Consider the following 18,874-nt stretch of genomic DNA (forward strand, 5'->3'; position numbering starts at 1 on the left):
GATGAACATGCCGCAACTGACGCCCGGTGCTCTCAAGGGCCTGCGGGTGGTGGAGATGGGTCAGCTGATCGCCGGCCCCTTTGCCGCCAAGACGCTGGGTGACTTCGGCGCCGATGTGATCAAGATCGAGCCCCCCGGTGCAGGCGATCCATTGCGCAACTGGCGCATGCTGCAAGACGGCACTTCCGTCTGGTGGCAGGTGCAGTCCCGCAACAAGCGCTCGATTGCGCTGGACCTGCGCAGCGCAGAAGGACAGGACATTGCCCGTCAGCTGATTGCCCAGGCTGATGTGCTGATCGAAAACTTCCGTCCTGGCACGCTTGAAAGCTGGGGCATGGACTACGAAACCCTCTCCAAGGCGAACCCCGGCCTGGTGATGCTGCGCATCTCGGGTTATGGCCAGACCGGGCCCTACCGTGATCTGCCGGGCTTTGGCGCCATCGGCGAGGCCATGGGCGGCTTGCGTCACCTGACCGGTGAGCCGGACCGCATCCCGGTGCGTTGTGGCATCTCCATTGGCGACACGCTGGCCGCATTGCATGGCACGATCGGTGTGCTGATGGCGCTCTACCACCGCAAAGTCAATGGCGGCCAGGGCCAGGTGATCGACGTGGCGCTCAACGAAGCCGTTTTCAACGTCATGGAAAGCCTGGTGCCCGAATACAGCGCCTTCGGTGCCATCCGCGAACCGGCAGGCTCGGCGCTGCCGGGCATTGCCCCCTCCAACGCCTACCGCTGTGCCGACGGTGTGGTGCTGATCGCCGGCAATGGCGACAGCATTTTCAAGCGCCTGATGCAGGTGATTGCGCGCGAGGACCTGGGCAACGATCCGGCGCTGGCCAACAACGCCGGCCGCGTGGAGCGCGTAAAAGAACTCGACGCGGCCATCGAAGCCTGGACGCAAGGCCGCAGCGTGACCGACGTGCTGGCGGCGCTGGCGCAGGCCAGCGTGCCAGCCGGCCGTGTTTACACCGCCAAGGACATTGTGGAAGACCCGCACTACCGCGCCCGCGACATGATCCTCAAGCAGCAGACCCGCGACGGCCATGAGATCGAAGTGCCCGGCATCGTGCCCAAGCTGATGGGCACGCCTGGCCAGGTGCGCAGCTCGGCGCCCAAGCTGGGTGAAGACACCGATGCGGTGCTGGCCGAGCTGGGCATGAGCGCTGACCAGATTGACGAATTGCGCAACAAGAAAGTGGTGGCATGAACATGAACAACAACGTCTGGCAAGGCGCAGGCCGCCGCATCCACCTGCAGGAAGTGGGCACACGCGATGGGCTGCAGGCCGAGTCTGCCTTTGTGCCCACCGAGGACAAGATTGCCTTGGTGGACGCCCTGTCTGAAGCAGGGCTGTCCAAAATCGAGGTGACCGCTTTTGTGTCGCCCAAGGCGATTCCTGCCCTGCGCGACGCCGAGCAGGTGCTGCGCGAAATCCGCCGTCAGCCGGGTGTGGTGTACAGCGCACTGGTGCCCAATGTGCGCGGTGCCGAGCGGGCCGTGGAGTCGCGTGCCGACGAGCTCAATCTGGTCATGTCGGCCAGCGAGAGCCACAACCGGTCGAATCTGCGCATGACGCGTGACACCTCATTTGCCGGCTTGGCCGAGGTGACGCGGGCGGTGCAGGGCACGGGCGTGGCCATCAACGTCTCACTGTCGTGTGCTTTTGGGTGCCCGATGGAAGGCGATGTACCGGTGCAGAGTGTGCTGGACTGGTGCCAGCGTTACGTGCAAGAGCTGGGCGCACATGGCGTGACGCTGTGCGACACCACCGGCATGGCCTACCCCACACAAGTGACGCAGCTCACGAAGGCTTTCCGCGAACGCTGGCCCGACACCGAGCTGACGCTGCATTTCCACAACACCCGCGGCATGGGTCTGGCCAACGTGCTGGCCGCCATGGATGCCGGGGCCGACCGCTTTGACGCCTCCTTCGGCGGCATCGGTGGCTGCCCCTATGCGCCGGGGGCTTCGGGCAATGTCTGCACCGAAGAAATCGTCCACGCACTGAACCTGATGGGCTACAACACGGGCGTGGACCTGACGCGCCTGCTGGCCGCTGCCAGCCGTCTTCCCGCCTTGATCGGCCACGACGTGCCCAGCCAAATCCTCAAAGCCGGCCAACGGCTGGACTTGCACCCGATGCCCGCCGCGCTCAGTGGCAACTGAAGTGGCCGGGGTCCTCCGGCTTGCCGATGCCCTTTTTGGGTGTGGCGAGGTTGGGCATTCACTTCCAAAGCGCATGGTTGGCCTTGTTTTCGGGCTGACCCGCATCCCCAACTGTCCCCAAACCCCGTGCCCAAAGCTGTGGACAAGTGCTTGGACAAGCCGCCAAAGCCCCGCCCCACAAGGCCTGGCGGGGCGTGCTTAAAAAAGCACCAATCTCCCCTGATGACTGCGCCCTGATCACTCCACCCGCATCACCCGGTTCGGCTTGAAGCCCAGATCGGCCACTTTGCCCTTCTTGGCGCGAGCGACCTTGGCGTTGTTCAGGCTGCGGATTTCCAGCGTTTCTTCGCGCTCCTTGCCGCCACGGCCAATGCCCGCGATCTTGACGCTGCGGGTGTAGGCCGCTGCGCCCGCCAGGGTGTCTTTGGCTTCGAGGTCGATCAGCATCAGGCCTCGACCGCCTTTTTCCATCGTCTTGAGTTCGCTGATTTCAAACGTCAACACTCGGCCGCCCGTGCTGGCGCAGCAGACGCTGGTGGCGGCGGGCATGGGCTGCTTGTCGGCAGGCACGGTGGCACTGCTGCCGCTCACATGGCTGGGAGCGCAGACGCTCTCCCCCTCGCCCAGGCTGATGAAGGCCTTGCCAGCCTTGTTGCGCGAAATCATGTTCTCGACCGAGGCCATGAAACCGTAGCCGCCTGAGCCGCTGAGCAGCAACGTGGCTTGGGCCGGGCCTGCAAAGTAGTGGGCTAGCTGAGTGCCAGCTTCCAGTTCGATGAGCGTGGTCACGGGTTGGCCGTCGCCACGGGCACCGGGCAGCGTGGCCACGGGGACGCTGTAGATGCGGCCGTTGCTGCCAAAGATGATGAGCTGGTCCACCGTGCGGCATTCAAAAGTGCCATACAAGCCGTCGCCCGCCTTGAAGGCGAAGCTGGTGGCGTCGTGGCCGTGACCGGTGCGTGCACGCACCCAGCCTTTTTCGGACACGACCACCGTCACGGGTTCGTCCACCACCTTGACTTCGGCCACGGCTTTTTTCTCTTCCTGGATCAGCGTGCGGCGCGGATCGGCAAAGGTCTTGGCGTCGGCTTCGATCTCTTTGATCATCAAGCGGCGCAGCGCGGCGGGGCTGCCCAGAATCTCTTCGAGCTTGCCCTGCTCTTCACGCAGCTCGGAGAGCTCCTGTTCGATCTTGATGGCCTCCAGACGGGCCAGTTGGCGCAGGCGAATCTCCAGGATGTCCTCGGCCTGGCGGTCACTGAGTTTGAAGGCTTCGATCAGTGCAGGCTTGGGCTCGTCGCTGTGGCGGATGATGCGGATCACCTCGTCGATGTTGAGCAGCACCAGCTGGCGGCCTTCGAGAATGTGGATGCGGTCCAGCACCTTGTTCAGGCGGTGCTGGCTGCGGCGGGTGATGGTGGTCTGGCGGAAGCTGATCCACTCCAGCAGCATCTGGCGCAACGACTTCTGGACCGGTTTGCCGTCGATGCCCACCGACGTCATGTTGATCGGCGCAGACGTTTCGAGGCTGGTGTGGGCCAGCAAGGCTGTGATGAGTTCCTGCTGTTCGATGCGGCTGGTCTTGGGCTCGAACACCAGGCGCACGGCGGCGTCTTTGCTCGATTCGTCACGCACCACGTCCAGCACGGCGAGCATGCTGGCTTTGAGCTGGAGCTGGTCGGTGCTGAGCGCTTTTTTACCGGCTTTGACCTTGGGGTTAGTCAACTCTTCGATCTCTTCGAGCACACGCTGCGAGCTCACGCCCTGCGGCAGCTCGGTCACCACCAGCTGCCACTGGCCACGGGCCAGGTCTTCGATCTTCCAGCGGGCACGCACTTTGAGGCTGCCGCGCCCGGTGCGGTAAGCATCGGCGATGTCGCTGGCCGGGCTGATGATCTGACCGCCACCGGGGTAGTCCGGGCCAGGAATGATGGCCATCAGCTCGCTGTCGCTGAGCTTCTCGTTTTTGATCAGGGCCACGCAGGCGTCGGCCACTTCGCGCAGGTTGTGGCTGGGGATCTCGGTGGCCAGGCCCACGGCAATGCCGCTCGCACCGTTGAGCAAGGTGAAGGGCAAGCGGGCGGGCAACTGGCGCGGCTCTTCGGTGGAGCCATCGTAGTTGGGGATGAAGTCCACCGTGCCCATGTCGATCTCGTCAAGCAGCAAGCTGGTGATGCGGGACAAACGGGCTTCGGTGTAACGCATGGCGGCGGCACCGTCGCCATCTCTAGAGCCAAAGTTGCCCTGCCCGTCGATCAGCGGGTAGCGCTGCGAAAAATCCTGCGCCATGCGCACCAGCGCGTCATACGCCGCCGTGTCGCCGTGCGGGTGGTAGCGGCCCAGCACATCGCCCACCACACGGGCGCTTTTGACGGGCTTGGCGGCGGTGTTGTTGTTGGGGCCGCTGTAGGAGAGGCCCATGCGGTCCATCGAATACAAAATGCGCCGCTGCACGGGCTTTTGGCCATCGCACACATCGGGCAAGGCGCGGCCTTTGACGACGGACAGCGCGTATTCCAAGTAGGCGCGCTGGGCATAGGCGCCGAGGTGGTCACCTTCGGGGGCTGCGTCGGTGACGGGGGTTAACAAATCAACAGTCATGGCTTACTTTCAATGACGTATTCAAATTTCTTTCAACCAACCGGTTGAACGCTCTGACCCGGGAACCATTCGGCCCAAGTCAAGCCGGCATGGATGGCCGCGTTCGCGGCCATGACAGTGCCCATCACACATCGATTTCGATGCTGTCGCCGTGCAGTTCCATCAGCTCGCGGCGGGCGGCGGCTTCGCCTTTGCCCATGAGTTGGGTCATGAGGCTTTCGGTGCCCGCGTTGTCCAGCGGGCCCAGCTCGATGGGCAGCAGGCGGCGGGTGTCGGGGTTGAGCGTGGTGTCCCACAGCTGCTCGGCACTCATCTCGCCCAGACCCTTGAAGCGGCTGATGCTCCAAGCGCCTTCTTTCACCCCGTCTTTGCGCAGCTTGTCGATGATGGCGGTGAGTTCCCCCTCGTCGAGCGCATAGGCTTTGGACGCGGGCTTTTTGCCGCGTGCAGGGGCATCGACCCTGAACAGCGGCGGACGCGCCACATACAGGTGGCCCGCCTCGATCAGCTTGGGGAAGTGGCGGAAGAACAGCGTCAGCAGCAGCACCTGAATGTGCGAGCCGTCCACGTCCGCATCGCTCAAGATGCAGACCTTGCCGTAGCGCAGGTTGCTCATGTCGGGGTTGTCGTTGGGCCCGTGCGGGTCCACGCCAATCGCCACCGAAATGTCGTGGATTTCGTTGTTGGCAAACAGGCGGTCGCGGTCCACTTCCCAGGTGTTGAGCACCTTGCCGCGCAGGGGCAAGATGGCTTGGGTTTCCTTGTTGCGGCCCATCTTGGCGCTGCCGCCCGCCGAGTCGCCCTCGACCAGAAAGACCTCGTTGTCGGCAATGTCGCGACTTTCGCAATCGGTCAGCTTGCCGGGCAGCACGGCCACGCCCGAACTCTTGCGCTTTTCGACTTTTTGACCGGCCTTCTGGCGGGTTTGCGCGGCCTTGATGGCCAGCTCCGCCAGCTTTTTGCCGTAGTCCACATGCTCGTTCAGCCAGAGCTCGAGCGCCGGGCGCACAAAGCTGGACACCAGCCGCACCGCGTCGCGCGAGTTCAGGCGTTCCTTGATCTGGCCCTGAAACTGCGGGTCCAGCACCTTGGCGCTCAGCACATAGCTGGCGCGGGCGAACACGTCTTCGGGCATGAGCTTGACGCCTTTGGGCAGCAAACCATGCAGCTCGATGAAGCTTTTGACGGCGGTGAACAGGCCATCGCGCAAGCCGCTGTCGTGCGTGCCGCCTGCGCTGGTGGGGATCAAATTCACGTAGCTCTCGCGCACCGGCGCACCGTCTTCGGTGAAGGCCACAGCCCATGAAGCGCCCTCGCCTTCGGCAAAGCTTTCGCTGTTGCCATCCGCAAAGCCTTCGCCTTCAAACAAGGGGATCACCGGGTCGCCGTTCAGGGTTTGGGTCAGGTAATCGCGCAGACCGGCTTTGTATTGCCACTGCTGGGTTTCCTTGGTTTTCTCGTTCACCAAGGTCACCGTCACGCCCGGCATGAGGACGGCCTTGCTGCGCAGCAGGTGCGTCAGCTCGTTCATGGGCAGGGCGCTGGATTCGAAATACTTGGCGTCAGGCCAGGCGCGCACGGTGGTGCCCTGTTTGCGGTCGCCCTCGCCTGCGGGGCGGGCGACCAGCGGCTCGGTCACGTCGCCGCCCGAAAACACCAACGTCGCCACTTGGCCTTCGCGGTAGCTCGTGGCCTCCAGGCGTTTGGACAGCGCGTTGGTCACCGACACGCCCACGCCGTGCAAACCGCCCGAGAAGCTGTAAGCCCCGCCCTTGCCCTTGTCGAACTTGCCGCCCGCGTGCAGGCGGGTAAAGACCAGCTCGATGACAGGCGCTTTTTCTTCGGGGTGCAGGCCAAAGGGAATGCCCCGGCCATCGTCTTCGATGCTGACCGAGCCGTCGGTGTGCAGGACAACTTTGATTTTTTTGCCGTAACCCGCCAGCGCCTCGTCGGCAGCGTTGTCCAGCACTTCCTGAATGATGTGCAGGGGGTTGTCGGTGCGGGTGTACATGCCCGGGCGTTGCTTGACGGGCTCCAGGCCCTTGAGGACGCGGATCGAGCCTTCAGAGTACTCGTTGGAAGTTTTGACAGTGGATTGGGTGGCCATGGTGGCGGATTGTAGTGGGATTTATGCCGACCCACTGGATGCAAAACCAGTAGTTTTGACTGCCAGCGCCTGCGCCAAGGAGATTGGTTAAAGTCAGGGGATGCAACACAAACCCCTTTCCCTGTTCCAAGTGCTGGCCTGCGGCGCGGCCATCGTCACCCTGTCCATGGGCATCCGTCACGGCTTTGGCTTGTGGCTGCAGCCCATCACCCAAGCCCAAGGCTGGGGCCGTCAAGAATTCGCCTTTGCCATGGCCATCCAGAATTTGGCCTGGGGCTTCATGGGCATTTTTGCGGGTATGGTGGCGGACCGTTTTGGCGCATTTCGTGTCATTGCCATCGGGGCTTTGATTTATGGCGTGGGCCTTTTGGGCATGGCCTGGTCGACCGACCCCTGGGTGTTTGCCCTGTTCACCGGGGTGATCATTGGCACCGCGCAAGCGGGCACCACTTACGCCGTGATTTATGGCGTGATCGGTCGCAACGTGCCCGCCGAACGCCGCTCCTGGGCGATGGGCGTGGCGGCAGCGGCCGGCAGTTTTGGCCAGTTTTTGATGGTGCCCGTCGAGGGCCTGCTGATCAGCCAGATGGGCTGGCAAACCGCGCTGGTCATTTTGGCCGCGGCAGCGATGCTGATCATTCCCCTGGCTTGGGGCCTGCGCGAACCTGCCTTGAACACGCCCGGCCAAGTCAAGCGTGACCAAACCATTGGCCAGGCCTTGAAAGAAGCCTTCAAGTACCCCAGTTTTCAGCTGCTGATGGCGGGTTATTTTGTGTGCGGCTTTCAGGTGGTGTTCATCGGCGTGCACATGCCCAGTTACCTCAAAGACCACGGCCTGGCCCCCCAAGTGGCCAGTTATGCGCTGGCCTTGATCGGCTTGTTCAACGTGTTTGGCACTTACATCGCAGGCACTTTGGGCCAGAAAATGGCCAAGAAAAAGATCCTGGCCTTCATTTATGCAACGCGCTCGGTGGCCATCGTGCTGTTCCTGCTGGCCCCGTTGACTCCGATGAGCGTCTACATCTTCTCGGCCGTGATGGGCTTGCTGTGGCTGTCTACCGTGCCGCCCACCAATGCGGCCGTGGCGCAGATTTTTGGCGTTGCGCACTTGTCCATGCTCAGCGGCTTCATCTTTTTCAGCCACCAGATCGGCTCGTTCATGGGCGTGTGGCTCGGCGGTTACCTGTATGACAAAACCGGCAGTTACGACATCGTCTGGTACTTGGCCATTGCCCTGGGCGTGTTTGCCGCGCTGGTGAATCTGCCTGTGCGCGAAAGCCCGATTCAGCGCCACGCGCCCCAAGCAGCATGAGAACCAACATGCCTGACAGCCCGCCCAACTTAACCAGTGGGAGCGAGCCCCTGCTCGCGAATGCAAGCCAAGCTTCAACCCCCTCTGATCTGCCCCCCCCTTCGGCTGCAGGGGCGGCCTCCCACAGAGCACCTTACAGGAAATCCGGGCTTGGCATCGCGGCCGCCCTCCTCCTGGCCATCACCTTCTGGCTCTATGCCAAACCCGATGTGGTGATCATGCTGTCCGAACAGCTGTGGTCTTGCTTTTGAGTAGACAAGATGGAAGCCATGCACGGCACCGAAAACCCCTCGGCCTGGCTGCAACGCTGGGCCCATTTGATCGCTCCGGGCAGCCGCGTGCTCGATGTGGCATGTGGTGCTGGCCGCCACATGCGCTGGTTGGCAGCGCAGGGCCACCGTGTGCAGGGCGTGGACCGCAACCCCGAGGCGCTGGCTTGGGCCCAAGCGCATGGCGAAGTCATCTGCGCCGACATTGAAAACGGCCCCTGGCCCTTCCCCGGGCAAACCTTCGGCTGCGTGGTGGTCACCCATTACCTGTGGCGGCCGCTGCTGCCCGTCATCGTGGGCAGCGTGGCCCCGGGTGGCGTGTTGATTTACGAAACCTTTGCCGCTGGCAACGAAACGGTCGGCAAACCTTCGCGGCCCGACTTTTTGCTGCAGCCGGGCGAACTGCTGCAAGCGACCACTGGCCTGCGCACCGTGGCTTTTGAGGATGGCTTCGAGCCATCGCCAGATCGATTTATCCAACGCATTGCGGCGGTGAGACCCTTGACTGCGGGCGAAGTGCAACGCTGGCCATTGCATGCCGCTTGACACCCACCCGGGTTTACCCGAGCCTTGCGACCGAAATTCCACTGCGCCCGAGCTCATCAAAGCGGCCTGCAATCGTTAGAATGGGTTCTTTCTGCTCAGAAACACCGGACATGACCACCGAATTTCGCCCCATCCGAGGCAGCATTCCTGCCCTCATCACCCCCATGCTCGAAGACGGCCAAGTGGATTACCCCACTTTGCGAAAACTGATCGACTGGCATGTGGCCGAGGGAACCGATTGCATTGGCGTGGTCGGCACCACGGGCGAGTCGCCCACGGTCACGGTCGATGAGCACTGCGAAATCATCCGCGTATCCGTCGAGCAGGCTGCAGGCCGCGTGCCGATCATGGCCGGTTGCGGTGCCAACTCCACGGCCGAAGCCATCGAGCTGGCCAAGTTTGCCAAAAAGGTCGGCGCCGACTGCCAGCTGCAGGTGGTGCCCTACTACAACAAGCCCACACAAGAAGGCCAATACCGGCACTTCCGCGCGATTGCCGAAGCCACGCCCGACTTGCCGGTGATTTTGTACAACGTGCCCGGCCGCTCGGTGGCCGATCTGCAGCACGACACCGTTTTGCGCCTGGCCCAAGTGCCCGGCATCGTCGGCATCAAGGAAGCCACGGGCAACATCGAACGCGCCCAGTGGCTGATCCGCGATCTGCCCAAAGAGTTTGCGGTCTACTCCGGCGATGACCCCACTGCAGTGGCGTTGATGCTCTGCGGCGGTGCGGGCAACGTGAGCGTGACCGCCAACGTGGCCCCGCGCCTCATGCACGAGCTGTGCATGGCAGCCCTGAGAGGTGATGTGAAAGAAGCCATGCGCATCCAGTTCCAGCTGATGCCCGTGCACAAAAACCTGTTTGTCGAAGCCAACCCGATTCCCGTGAAGTGGGCCATGCAACGCATGGGCCTGTGCGGCCCGACCTTGCGCTTGCCCATGACCGAACTGTCCGAGTCGCAACAACCTGTCGTCGAGGCCGCTCTCAAGGCCAGCGGCCTGATTTGATTTCCACCTAAGGATTGCTTGTGAAATTGTCCCTTCGCTCTACGTCTTCCCAAACGGTGCAACGCACTGCCGTTGTCGCAGCCTTGGCCATTTTGGTCAGCGGCTGCTCCATCTTGGAAGAAGACAAGATTGACTACAAAAGTGCAGCCAAAGCACCCACACTGGAGATTCCACCCGATCTGAGCCAGCTGCGTCGGGATTCCCGCTACGCCATCGAGAGCAACTCGGCCACGGCGTCTGGCTTCCAGAGTGCCAGCGCCCGCGTGGCCGATGCCGGTACTGCCGCCAACAGCCTGGGCGATGTGCGCATGGAGCGCCAAGGCAACCAACGCTGGTTGGTGGTGGCACGCCCTGCCGACAAGGTGTGGGAGCCACTGCGTGAGTTCTGGACCAGCAACGGTTTTGTCCTCATCACCGACTCGCCGGACGTGGGCATCATGGAAACCGACTGGGCAGAAAACCGCGCCAAAATCCCGCAGGACATCATCCGCAGGACTTTGGGCAAGGTGCTCGATTCCTTGTATTCGTCGGGCGAGCGCGACAAGTTTCGCACCCGCGTAGAGCGCAATGCACAAGGCGGCGTCGAGATTTACATCACCCACCGCGGCATGGTCGAGAACTACACCAGCCCGCAAAAAGAGCAAACCATCTGGCAGCCCCGCGCCAGCGATGCCGAACTCGAAATCGAGTTCCTGCGACGCCTGATGGTGAAATTGGGCGCCTCACCCGAGGCCGCCAAAACAGCGGCCAGCAGTGCAACGCCCGCCCAAGTGACCGCTGTCACCAGCCTGGACGGACAACCCACCATCCAGATCAACGACACGCTGGACCGCGCCTGGCGTCGTACCGGCGTGGCGCTGGACCGCACAGGTTTCACGGTGGAAGACCGCGACCGCAGCAAAGGGGTTTATTTCGTACGTTATGTCACACCGGGCACCACGGCCGACAAGGAACCCGGCTTTTTTGCCCGCTTGTTCAGCAGCAAAAAAGAAGAGGTGGCTTTGTCCCGTTACCGCATCGCCTTGACCGAAAAAGGCAACACCAGCATCGTGCGTGTGCAAGATGCCAACGGACAGCCTGAAACCTCGGGCAACGCCGAGCGCATCCTGAAATTGCTGGCCAACGAGCTGCGCTGAACGCGCTGTGATGGGTGGGGGCCAGCCTCCACCTTCGGGACTGGCCGCCGATGACCCATAAAAAAACCCCGCGATGCGGGGTTTTTTGATGCGTTCCCGGCGCAAAGCCGGGAAGGCGGCAAACCATTACTTGGCAGCAGATGCGTCAGCAGCTGGAGCGGCAGCAGGTGCAGCAGAAGCGTCAGCAGCAGGAGCGGCTGGTGCAGCAGCTGGAGCTGGAGCAGCAGGAGCAGCGGCTTCTTCTTTTTTGCCGCAAGCGGACAGAGCAGCAGCAGCGATGATGGCAGCCAAAACGAGGGACTTGTTCATGATGATTTTTCCTTATGGGGTTAAAACAATTTCCGGAAATTGTCGAAAGCAGCCTTCAAGACTGCTGGGACCGAGACAAAAGCACTCGAGCTCTTTTGTTCTCAGTCACAAATTATATCGTTTTCCCTAGGGCATCGGATAACAGAAATCACAAAGCTGACGCGAAACCTTCAAACCATGCTGTTACCCGGGAAAATCCTCAGCGGGTTTCAACCAGTCGGCCACCATCCAATCGAGCAAGGCTTCTCGGGCGGAGTCGCTCAACTTGGCACAAGAAGCCGCGGATAAGCAACGGTTGTCAGCCAATTGACGCAAGAAGCGGGCATCCTTGCCGGCCACACGGAAGCTTTCGCCATTGATGAACACATGCCGCTCGTCATACATCATTTTGGTGCGCCGATCGAGTTGCACGCCCGCCGACAAATCAGGCTCAACGTTGGAGATTTCAAACCAGACATTGGACTTCGGCTCGGTCAGGTACTCGCCCAGCAAGCTGTCGAGCAAAGTCGGGTTTTTGAGCGCTTTTTCAAGCACTTGCCGCGCGAAGCCAGCCAAAGACGGCGGCACAGCGGCAGGTGTCGTCACCGCTGTTTGTTTCGGATCGCGGTACAGCGCATCGCCCACCCCCTCGAACGCCTCATCGGCCAGACCGAGCAAGAGCTCACGCGCCAACTCCCCCTCTTGCGGTGCCCGAAACCCAATCGACCAGGTCATGCACTCGCCCACAGCCACGCCGTCGTGCGCATATTTGGGCGGTAAATACAGCATGTCCCCCGGGTTCAGCACAAACTCCTCTTCGGCTTCGAAGTTTTGCAAAATCTTGAGCGGCACGCCTGGCTGCAGACTCAGGTCTTGGTTGCGGCCAATGCGCCAGCGGCGCTGGCCATGGGCTTGCAGCAAAAACACGTCATAGCTGTCAAAGTGGGGCCCGACACCACCACCCTCGGTGGCGTAGCTGATCATGACATCATCCAGCCGTGCATCGGGCACAAAACGGAACTGCTGCATCAGCGCGTGCACGCCGTCGTGGTGCAAGTCGACGCCCTGCACCAGAAAAGTCCATTTCTTCTGACTGAAGGGCGGCAAGCTGCGCTTGGAGAGCGGACCGTGCTTCATCTGCCAGCCCTTGGGCGAATCCACGATCAGACGCGACTCCACGCCCTCCTGCCCCGCCAAAGCCACCAACTCAGAGCGCCCCACGCAAGGCACAAAACCAGGAATGGCATTGCGCACCAGCAAAGGCTTTTTTTGCCAGTGGCGCTTCATGAATTGGCTGGGGCTGAGGCCACCCAGCAGGGCCAACGGCTGTTCTGTTTTCATGTTCCGATCCGGTTGCGGGGCTCAACCGGCCCCATTCAAAGCGCAAGCGGCCTCAAAACCGGCCGCCAAACTGCGACAATTGTCCTATGGAAATCAAGACACCTTCTGTGGTCGCACTGACCTGGACACTCAAAGACACGCTGGGCGAAGTTCTGGACACCCTGGACGAGCCCGTTGAATTTTTCATTGGCGGCCAAGATCTGCTGCCCAAGATCGAGGAAGCCCTGCAAGGCCATGAAAAAGGCGCCAAGGTCGATTTGCACCTGGAGCCCGAGGATGCTTTTGGCGACTTCGATGAAAACCTGCTCTTTCTGGAGCCATTGGCCCTCTTCCCCGAGGGTCTGGAGCCGGGCCTGACCATCGAAGGCACCGCGCTGCCCGAAGGCTGCCACCCGGATGCACCGCGCAACGTGCTCTACACCGTCACGGAAATCTACCCCGAGCATGTGGTGCTGGACGGCAACCACCCGCTGTCGGGCATTGCACTGCGCCTGCACCTGAAGGTGGAATCGGTGCGCGAGGCGACCGAAGCCGAAGTGGGCAGCGGCAGCTGCGGCACGGGCTTTTTCAAGATCGAAGTGGGCGATGAAGGCATGCCCACAGGACCGACACTGCACTGAGCCGCCATGAACCCCAACATCGAAATCAAAATCCTGGACCCGCGCTTGAACACCTGGGGCCTGCCCAGGTACCAGACCCCACTGGCTGCAGCCATCGACTTGTTTGCCTGCATCGACGCACCCTTGCACATTCAGCCGCAGCAAGCTGCGGTGCTGGTGCCTTCCGGCATCGCGCTGCACATGGATTCACCTGAGTTTTGCGCCGTGATCTTGCCCCGCTCGGGCCTGGGGCACAAAAAAGGCCTGGTGCTGGGCAACAGCGTGGGCCTGATCGATGCCGACTACACCGCCCAATGCTTCATCAGCGTCTGGAACCGGAACCCGCCCGGCAGCGAGGCCATCACCATCGAGCCGGGTGAACGCATTGCCCAGATGATGTTTTTGCCTGTGGTGCGTCCACAGTTTCAGGTGGTGAACGAATTCAGCCGAAGCAGCGAGCGCGGCGCCGGGGGCTTTGGCTCCACCGGCACCTGAACCCAACACCTGAACCCTCAAATCGGCCGCAACGCCTGTGTCAGCACCTTGCTGACCGGGTTGACCAGATACGACAAAATCGAGCGCTGGCCCACCACCAGGTCCACCTGCGCCGTCATACCGGGGCGCACCTCCATGCGCTGGGCCTTTTCGCCATCAAAGTCCTTGGCACCGATCTTCACATGCACCCGGTAATAGGGCTGAGGGCCGCGTTGGGTTTCTTCGACCAAGGTGTCGGGGCTCACATAAACCACCTCCCCCCTGAAGCCACCATAGATGCTGGCATCAAACGCATCCAGCTTCACATTGGCCGCTTGCCCCACGGTCACAAAAGCAATGTCGGCCGGATACACCTTGGCCTCCAGCACCAGCCCACTTTGGGTGGGCAGCAACTCCATCACCGTGTCACCCGGCCGCACCACCCCGCCCAAGGTGGTCACACGAATGTTTTTCACCAACCCCCTGCTGGGCGCACTGAGGTCAGTCTGCTCCAGCAGCTGAGCGCGGTCATTCAACGCCTCGCTCTGGGCATTCAGGTCCTCCTGGGCCTTGGTCATATCGGCCTGGGCATCCTGAAAAAACTTGTTGTGCCGCGTCGTGATCTGCGCCTCGATGTCGGCAATCTGGCGGCGTGATCGCAAGATATCCGCCTGACTCACATCGCCAGTGGACTCCAGCTTCTTGATCATCTCGCTTTCTTCGAGCAGCACCGAATGCACCTTGCGCAGCGCCTGGATGTCCTCCGTGAAGGCCGTCTTGCGGCGGTTGTACAGGTTGGTCTGGTTTTCGATCAAGGCCGGGTAAGCCTTCATCTGTTGGTCAAAGCTCAATTTTTGGCCATACACCTCGGCACGCAAACGGGCCAATGTGATGCGCAAGGCCATCACCTTGCCCTGCGTATCGTCCAACGCCGCCTTGACCCGGGTTTTCTCAAAGCTGGCCAGCAACTGCCCCTCTTTGACCTCTTGCCCCTCTTGCACGAACAACTCACGCAGCACGCCACCGTCGACCGCCTGAATGATCTGCGTGCGGTCGCTGGCAATCACTTGCCCCTGCGCACGTTTGACCTGATCGATCTCGGTCATGCCCGCCCAGACGGTCAAGCCCACCAGCCCCACCATCGTCACCCACAAGGTCAGGCGCACCGATGCACTGTGGGGCGTATCAAAATCTGCTCTTTGCTTCATGTTCTCTTTCATGCCCGCGCTCCTGTGACCTGAACGCCCACGGCAGGCGGCGTTTGGCGGGCAGACGGTGTCTCGGTTTGGGTGTTTTTACTCAACTGCGCCAACACCGCATCACGCGGCCCATCCATCACGACCTGGCCACGCGCCACCACCAAAACGCGCGACACCAAAGCCAGCATGCTGGGTTTGTGCGTGACCAGCACCAAGGTGCTGCCGCCCAGTTGCGGGTTACGCAGTGCATTCAGACAACGGGCTTCGGTCCCTGCATCCATGGAGGCCGTGGGCTCATCGAGCAACATGACCTTGGGGCTCGCCAACACCAAACGGGTAAACACCAACAATTGTTTTTGTCCGCCAGACAGGCCGCGCCCGCCCTCAAAAATAGGCAAATCCAAGCCCATGGGGTGCGCTGCCACCAAATCAAGCAAGCCGGTCTGCGCCATCGCGGCCTTGATCACGTCATCGCCCGGATTGGGCAAACCCACCAACAGGTTCTGACGCAAAGTGCCTTCGAACAAGCGGTGGTCTTGCTGCACATAACCCACATGCCGGCTCATCGTCTCACGCGCCACATGCGACACGTCCAAGCCATCGATCAGAACACGCCCCTCGGTGGGGCGATACAAACCTGCCATCAAACGCAACAACGTGGATTTGCCTGAACCCACAGTGCCCAAAATGCCAATGCGCTCACCGGGTGTGACGGTCAAACGCTTCACACTCACAGCAGGCGGCGCTTTGCCATAGGCAAACTGCACATCCTCCAGCACATATTGACCATTCAACACCGAAGGCGTCAAGGGCTGAACACCCGCGGTGGTGTCAGGTGCCAGCTTGTACAAACCCTCCACGCCATCGATCGCCACACGGGCGTGTGCGTGCTGCACCATCAGGCTGGGCACCATCATCACGGCCGACAAGACACGCCCGCCCAATATCGAACAGGCGATCAAACCACCCATGGTGATCACCCCATCAATCACCAGCGCGGCACCCAGAGAAATCAGCAGCACAAAACTGAACTGCTGCATGCTGGCCATGAAGTATTGCAAGCTGTCATTGGTGTGACGCATCTTCAGATCGTTGAGGATCGTCTTGTTGCACAAATCAATCCATTTGGACAAAAAGAACCAGCCCCCGTGGGTGGCCTTGATGGTTTCAGCCCCTTCCACGGTCTCGACCAACATGCCGGTCTTCATGTTCACCTCGCGCTGGCCCTCGGCAGCCAGGCGACGCACCCGACTGCGAAAAGTCAAGCCAATCACCAAAGCCAATGTGGCCATGACCAAGGGCACCAAAGCCACCCAGGGCGAGGCGATCCACGCAATCACCACCAAAAAGATCACAGCAGCAGGCACATCCACCAGAGCGAACAGAGTTGAGGCGGTGTAAAAGTTACGGACCTGTTCGTAGCCTCTGAGCTGCGAAGCCAGAGAACCAACGGAAGCAGGCATCTGGTCCAGCCGCACCGAGAGCAAACGCTCAAAAATGTCCCGCCCCAATCGGCTGTCCAGTCCAACCACAGCGCGGTCCATCACCTTGGACCGGGCCCATTTCATGACCCACTCAAAAACGATCAAGATCAAAACACCGCCAAGCAGGGCGACCAGCGTCTCGATGCTGCGGGTCGGAATAACTTTGTCATAAACCTGCATCGAGAAAAACGACACCACCACCGCCAACAAGTTGATCATCAAAGACGCGGTGATCGACTCTGCAATGGGGCCCCGAAACGACTTGAGCACCTGCGACAAACGGTCTTCAAATCTGGCAGGCCCACCCGACGCCCCGGCCTCGGGTGGCAACACCCGCAGCACACACGTCAGATCGCCAGCCCCCACATGCACCGCCGGCTGGCCTGCACGCTCGAGCAACCATTCGTCACCCATCAGACCTTGTGTCAGCAAGCCCCAGCCATGGGTGCGGCTGCAGACCAACAAGGGCAAACGCTCGCGCAGTGGCGCAGGCAAGCTTCGCGCACCCACCCAACCTGCCTGCAAACACACCTGCTCGGCCAATACCGGGGACAAAGCCACCGCGTCAGCGCCCTCTACACCCGCGACTGCCAACACAGCCCCCTGCAACCTCACTTCGTCGAGGGCAAACCGCTGTGTGCGCGCCAAAGACACCAATGCAGCACTCAGCTGCGCCCAAGCCAATTCATTCATAGTCATCGCATCCAATCTGGGTGGGTCGGCAGCTCACCGCTGCGCAGACGCCAGCGGTAGTAGGCCAGCGTGGTGGCATTGCCGGCTTGCGCCAGACGCAGCTGCGACTGAGACAACTCCTGCAAAGCATTGAGCACCTCCAGCCAGCTTTTGAGGCCACCAAAATACAGCCGCTCGTAAGACGCCAGCACTTCACTGGCACTGTCAATCGTGGACGCCAAGGACGTCTGACGGTCGAATTCACGTTGCAAAGTGGCCCAGTCCTGCAACAACAACTCCTGCTTTTCCAGGCGCACCGCGTCCACGGCCTCCAGACGGGCTTGCAAACGTGCACTGTCCGCAGCCGACTGCGTCATGCTTGCCAGGCCCGCACCAGGGGTGTAATTGAGACCCAGGGTCCACAAACTGCGCTCGGCCTCGGTGGTCACATCACCCAGGCGACGCTGATAAGCCAACACCAGCTTGGGCCAGCGCTCGGCTTTTTGCACCTTCAGTTGCTCCGAGGCCGCCGCGGCATCCAGCTCGGCCCTGCGCACTGCGGGGTGTTGCGCCAAACGTTCAGCCGCGACCTCGGCCCTTTGCATCTTCATCCACTGCGCCAAAGGGCCTTGAGGCAATGGCACGCGCAAAGCTGGCAACGACGTTTGCAAAGGCCCACCCACCAGCTGCTCCATGCGCTGCAGCGCCATTTGCATGGCCGACTCGGCATCCGCCAAATCGGCCTGCGCCCGCGACACGCGCACAGCGAGCAGCCTGAGCTCCACCGAAGAAGACAAACCCGCCGACACCCGCCGCTGCATGATGGCTTGGTAGCGGTTCAGCCCTTCCAAGGTGCGGTTGGTCACGGCGCGGTTGGCCTCGGCATCCAGCAAACCGGCCCAGACCTCCACCAAACGCAAAGCCACATCACCACGCACCACATTCACCTGCTCGGCGCTGGCCTGATCCAACTTTTCAGCAGCGGCCACGCGTGCCCTCACGGCGCCACCAGACCACAATGGCTGCTGCACATTGAAAGTCGCACCTTTTTGAGCCGCCGTGTTCGGGCCATCGGTGCGCTGCGTGTTAAATGACACGGTGGGCCAAAAGCCCCACTTGGCCACATCCACATCGAGCTTCGCCCCATCGCCTTGCGCCAAGGCTGCGCGAACCTGCGGGTGCACCGATGTCGCGGTCCTCAACAGCCCCTCAAAGACCGCATGCGACGGCGCACTGGCCACCTCAGTAGGCAGCACAGCAGCCACCTGGCGGGCAGTGACAAGCTCGTGCTGTGCTGCTCCCGTCAAAGGAAAACCAACAAGCCCCAACGAAATCCAGGCCCAGCGCCACATCGAGTGACAGCGATTTAAATCCAGCATTTTTTACACCTTGAACACACAAAACCGCCTTGGATGAGCCTCGAAGGCATGTGCAAGACCCCAAAAAGACCTCTTCAGTCAATTTCCAGATGAATCCATGCTGTCAATTTTAGACTAATAAATAACCTTAGTTTTAAATTAAAATTTTTAAGACTTATAAAACAGTTAATTCAATTAAAACATTAAAAACATCAGATCCAATGAAACTACGAGCGCATGGACTTTTCAGCCCATGCGCTCTGATTCAAAGATTCGCGGTCTGTCACGCCAGTGGATGTGACAGATGAAACG

General features: G+C 61.2%; 15 protein-coding genes. 8 read left to right on the forward strand and 7 right to left on the reverse strand.

The features are described from left to right. Position 1: 1 nt before the first annotated feature. Positions 2–1,210 carry a CaiB/BaiF CoA transferase family protein gene (locus tag ACZ5RT_RS11860; protein ID WP_464452588.1) on the forward strand — a complete coding sequence of 403 codons (1,209 nt, stop codon included), beginning with the start codon at positions 2–4 and terminating at the stop codon, positions 1,208–1,210. Continuing rightward, a complete protein-coding gene (locus ACZ5RT_RS11865; RefSeq protein WP_464452589.1) occupies positions 1,207–2,169 on the forward strand; it encodes a hydroxymethylglutaryl-CoA lyase in 963 nt (320 codons plus the stop codon). Before ACZ5RT_RS11860 ends, ACZ5RT_RS11865 begins: the two co-directional genes overlap by 4 nt. A gap of 237 nt (positions 2,170–2,406) precedes the next feature. Here the strand turns inward: ACZ5RT_RS11865 and parC are convergent, their stop codons facing one another. Continuing rightward, positions 2,407–4,770: a DNA topoisomerase IV subunit A gene (parC, locus tag ACZ5RT_RS11870; protein ID WP_464452590.1), complete on the reverse strand. Its 2,364-nt coding sequence runs from the start codon at positions 4,768–4,770 to the stop codon at positions 2,407–2,409. 124 nt (positions 4,771–4,894) lie between these two features. Then, positions 4,895–6,877, reverse strand: a complete 1,983-nt coding sequence (locus ACZ5RT_RS11875; RefSeq protein ID WP_464452591.1) for a DNA topoisomerase IV subunit B — start codon at positions 6,875–6,877, stop codon at positions 4,895–4,897. Between the two features lie 100 nt (positions 6,878–6,977). Here ACZ5RT_RS11875 and ACZ5RT_RS11880 point away from each other — a divergent pair, with 100 nt between their 5' ends. The 4 genes from ACZ5RT_RS11880 (at position 6,978) to bamC (ending at position 11,147) form a co-directional block, all read left to right on the forward strand. After that, positions 6,978–8,189, forward strand: a complete 1,212-nt coding sequence (locus ACZ5RT_RS11880) for an MFS transporter (protein WP_464452592.1) — start codon at positions 6,978–6,980, stop codon at positions 8,187–8,189. A 269-nt stretch (positions 8,190–8,458) separates the two neighbouring features. After that, on the forward strand, positions 8,459–9,004 hold the full coding sequence (locus ACZ5RT_RS11885) for a class I SAM-dependent methyltransferase (RefSeq protein ID WP_422169664.1): 546 nt from the start codon (positions 8,459–8,461) through the stop codon (positions 9,002–9,004). Positions 9,005–9,114: 110 nt separating this feature from the next. After that, the gene (dapA, locus tag ACZ5RT_RS11890) at positions 9,115–10,011 is read left to right on the forward strand and encodes a 4-hydroxy-tetrahydrodipicolinate synthase (RefSeq protein WP_108426598.1); all 897 of its coding nucleotides are present in this window, start codon (positions 9,115–9,117) and stop codon (positions 10,009–10,011) included. 26 nt (positions 10,012–10,037) lie between these two features. Further along, complete coding sequence (gene bamC / locus ACZ5RT_RS11895) at positions 10,038–11,147, forward strand: outer membrane protein assembly factor BamC (protein WP_291925032.1); 1,110 nt, start codon at positions 10,038–10,040, stop codon at positions 11,145–11,147. Positions 11,148–11,273: 126 nt separating this feature from the next. Here bamC and ACZ5RT_RS11900 read toward each other — a convergent pair whose 3' ends face one another. Then, a complete protein-coding gene (locus tag ACZ5RT_RS11900) occupies positions 11,274–11,456 on the reverse strand; it encodes a hypothetical protein (protein WP_108426599.1) in 183 nt (60 codons plus the stop codon). A gap of 183 nt (positions 11,457–11,639) precedes the next feature. Further along, positions 11,640–12,776 carry a JmjC domain-containing protein gene (locus ACZ5RT_RS11905; protein ID WP_464452593.1) on the reverse strand — a complete coding sequence of 379 codons (1,137 nt, stop codon included), beginning with the start codon at positions 12,774–12,776 and terminating at the stop codon, positions 11,640–11,642. 86 nt (positions 12,777–12,862) lie between these two features. On the opposite strand from ACZ5RT_RS11905, the gene ACZ5RT_RS11910 reads away from it, so the two are divergent. Together ACZ5RT_RS11910 and dut are read left to right on the forward strand one after the other, a co-directional pair. Further along, a complete protein-coding gene (locus ACZ5RT_RS11910; RefSeq protein ID WP_464452594.1) occupies positions 12,863–13,396 on the forward strand; it encodes an FKBP-type peptidyl-prolyl cis-trans isomerase in 534 nt (177 codons plus the stop codon). Between the two features lie 6 nt (positions 13,397–13,402). Beyond that, positions 13,403–13,870, forward strand: coding sequence for a dUTP diphosphatase (gene dut / locus ACZ5RT_RS11915; RefSeq protein WP_464452595.1), 468 nt, complete (start codon positions 13,403–13,405; stop codon positions 13,868–13,870). Between the two features lie 17 nt (positions 13,871–13,887). Here dut and ACZ5RT_RS11920 read toward each other — a convergent pair whose 3' ends face one another. Genes ACZ5RT_RS11920 through ACZ5RT_RS11930 form a run of 3 tightly spaced genes read right to left on the reverse strand, consistent with a single transcriptional unit; the run spans position 13,888 to position 18,406 of the window. Then, entirely contained in the window at positions 13,888–15,069 is a 1,182-nt protein-coding gene (locus ACZ5RT_RS11920) for a secretion protein (protein WP_464452596.1), read from the reverse strand. Further along, the gene (locus tag ACZ5RT_RS11925; protein WP_464452597.1) at positions 15,066–17,225 is read right to left on the reverse strand and encodes an ATP-binding cassette domain-containing protein; all 2,160 of its coding nucleotides are present in this window, start codon (positions 17,223–17,225) and stop codon (positions 15,066–15,068) included. Before ACZ5RT_RS11925 ends, ACZ5RT_RS11920 begins: the two co-directional genes overlap by 4 nt. A 2-nt stretch (positions 17,226–17,227) precedes the next feature. Continuing rightward, complete coding sequence (locus ACZ5RT_RS11930) at positions 17,228–18,406, reverse strand: TolC family protein (protein ID WP_464452598.1); 1,179 nt, start codon at positions 18,404–18,406, stop codon at positions 17,228–17,230. Between the last annotated feature and the right edge of the window lie 468 nt (positions 18,407–18,874).

The organism is Limnohabitans sp. TEGF003, assembly GCF_055395455.1.

Excerpts from the sequence above, each read along its gene's own strand:
- ACZ5RT_RS11925 (WP_464452597.1), bottom strand. The coding sequence starts at position 17,225 with ATGAATGAATTGGCTTGGGCGCAGCTGAGTGCTGCATTGGTGTCTTTG.
- ACZ5RT_RS11900 (WP_108426599.1), bottom strand. The coding sequence starts at position 11,456 with ATGAACAAGTCCCTCGTTTTGGCTGCCATCATCGCTGCTGCTGCTCTG.
- ACZ5RT_RS11910 (WP_464452594.1), top strand. The coding sequence starts at position 12,863 with ATGGAAATCAAGACACCTTCTGTGGTCGCACTGACCTGGACACTCAAA.
- ACZ5RT_RS11880 (WP_464452592.1), top strand. The coding sequence starts at position 6,978 with ATGCAACACAAACCCCTTTCCCTGTTCCAAGTGCTGGCCTGCGGCGCG.
- ACZ5RT_RS11860 (WP_464452588.1), top strand. The coding sequence starts at position 2 with ATGAACATGCCGCAACTGACGCCCGGTGCTCTCAAGGGCCTGCGGGTG.
- dut (WP_464452595.1), top strand. The coding sequence starts at position 13,403 with ATGAACCCCAACATCGAAATCAAAATCCTGGACCCGCGCTTGAACACC.
- parC (WP_464452590.1), bottom strand. The coding sequence starts at position 4,770 with ATGACTGTTGATTTGTTAACCCCCGTCACCGACGCAGCCCCCGAAGGT.
- ACZ5RT_RS11920 (WP_464452596.1), bottom strand. The coding sequence starts at position 15,069 with ATGAAAGAGAACATGAAGCAAAGAGCAGATTTTGATACGCCCCACAGT.
- ACZ5RT_RS11875 (WP_464452591.1), bottom strand. The coding sequence starts at position 6,877 with ATGGCCACCCAATCCACTGTCAAAACTTCCAACGAGTACTCTGAAGGC.
- dapA (WP_108426598.1), top strand. The coding sequence starts at position 9,115 with ATGACCACCGAATTTCGCCCCATCCGAGGCAGCATTCCTGCCCTCATC.
- ACZ5RT_RS11905 (WP_464452593.1), bottom strand. The coding sequence starts at position 12,776 with ATGAAAACAGAACAGCCGTTGGCCCTGCTGGGTGGCCTCAGCCCCAGC.
- ACZ5RT_RS11865 (WP_464452589.1), top strand. The coding sequence starts at position 1,207 with ATGAACATGAACAACAACGTCTGGCAAGGCGCAGGCCGCCGCATCCAC.
- ACZ5RT_RS11885 (WP_422169664.1), top strand. The coding sequence starts at position 8,459 with ATGCACGGCACCGAAAACCCCTCGGCCTGGCTGCAACGCTGGGCCCAT.